This window comes from Clostridium sp. UBA7503, assembly GCF_002477055.1.
Lineage (GTDB): Bacteria > Bacillota > Clostridia > Clostridiales > Clostridiaceae > Clostridium_J > Clostridium_J sulfidigenes.
Genome location: NZ_DLNT01000029.1, coordinates 1 through 1637 on the forward strand (window position 1 = coordinate 1; position 1637 = coordinate 1637).

Annotated in this window: 1 protein-coding gene and 1 pseudogene; one reads left to right on the forward strand and one right to left on the reverse strand. The window is 29.1% G+C overall.

Annotated elements, in window-relative coordinates:
* Positions 1-54: 54 nt before the first annotated feature.
* Positions 55-1128: an undecaprenyldiphospho-muramoylpentapeptide beta-N-acetylglucosaminyltransferase gene (locus B3630_RS09175; RefSeq protein WP_346897474.1), complete on the reverse strand. Its 1074-nt coding sequence runs from the start codon at positions 1126-1128 to the stop codon at positions 55-57.
* 364 nt (positions 1129-1492) lie between these two features.
* Here B3630_RS09175 and B3630_RS09180 point away from each other — a divergent pair.
* A pseudogene (locus B3630_RS09180) lies at positions 1493-1636 on the forward strand (small, acid-soluble spore protein, alpha/beta type); the annotation flags it as partial.
* Position 1637: the final 1 nt, after the last annotated feature.

Genomic DNA, 1637 nt, shown 5'->3' on the forward strand with positions numbered 1-1637 from the left:
AACTATGAAACTAGTTAAATAGTTGTTGTCATAGTACGTATTTCATGGATTTTCTTATTTTCTTTTACAGCTTTCTATTAGGTCTATTATTTTTCCAAGGCTGTCTCTTTGTTTGCTTTTGCTCATGTTTTTAATATATGTTTCTTTGTCTCTATTAACTTCCTCAATAGCTTCTAAAAGAGTCAATGCATTTAAATTTTCTTCCTCTATGACTTTACTATATCCTGATTTATTAAAAGACATGGCATTTAAAATTTGATCCCCTCTACTAGCCTTAGCTGATAGTGGTATTAAAATATTAGGTTTCTTTAAAGCTAAAAGTTCAAATATAGTATTAGACCCTGCTCTAGAAACTACTATATCTGCCAATTGCATTAAATCTGATAACTGTTCTTTAATATAATCAAACTGAGCATATCCTTCAACTACATTAAAACTTTTATCTAAATTACCTTTTCCACATAGATGTATTACATTGAAAGTTTTAAGTATATCTTGAAGTGCTTCTCTAACACATTCATTTATAATTCTTGAACCTAAGCTTCCTCCAGTAACTAAAATTACAGGCTTATCATCTTTAAATTTACAAAATTCCTTAGCCCTTGTTTTATTTCCCTCAAATAGTTCACTTCTAATTGGTGAACCTGTAAGTACAGCTTTCTTTTTATTAACATGGTCCATAGCCTCTTCAAAGGTAACACAAATCTTTGTTGCATAAGGCATGGATATTTTATTTGCTAGACCAGGTGTAATATCTGATTCATGTATTATAATTGGAATTTTATTAAAATAAGCTCCTAGCACCACTGGAACTGATACAAATCCTCCCTTTGAAAAAACTATGGCTGGTTTTTCTTTTTTTATAATTGATTTTGCTTCAAAAACCCCTTTAATAACCTTAAAAGGATCTGTAAAGTTCTTTACATCAAAATATCTTCTTAACTTACCACTAGAAATACTATGATATTTAATTTTTTCTGCTTCTATAAGTTTTCTTTCTATTCCATGTTCAGTACCTATATACTGTATTTCATATCCTAGCTCCTTTAGCTTGGGCACAAGTGCGATATTGGGAGTTACATGTCCAGCTGTTCCTCCACCTGTCATAATGATTTTTTTGTTACTCAATTTAAAAGTCCTCCTAAAATTACCTAGTAAAAGCTTTAATAGCCTTGAAATATTTAAAATAAAATATCTAAGCCTTAGACGAGTATATGTAATCTCGCTAAAGCTAAGAATAATGTTATTACTATATAGATTTTTATTATAATATACTTTTTATTATATTAGATATATTATGCTTCTTATTAAGTTATGCCACATATGAAGACAAATGTAAATATAAAATATGAATTTTATATTAAAAACTATTGAATATATACATAAAAAGGTAATTCCTCATAATCTTTCATATGTTACCACCCATTCTCTTAAATAATCTTCTTATATCCGGGTACAATACTATTATCAAAACAAAGGAGGTGAAAATCACATGGATAAATACACAAATTCTAATCAACCAGCAGTACCTCAAGCTAAAGCAGGTTTAAACAAATTTAAAATGGAGGCTGCTCAAGAAGTAGGAGTTAATCTAAAAGAAGGATATAACGGAGACCTAACTTCTAGAGAAGCTGGAT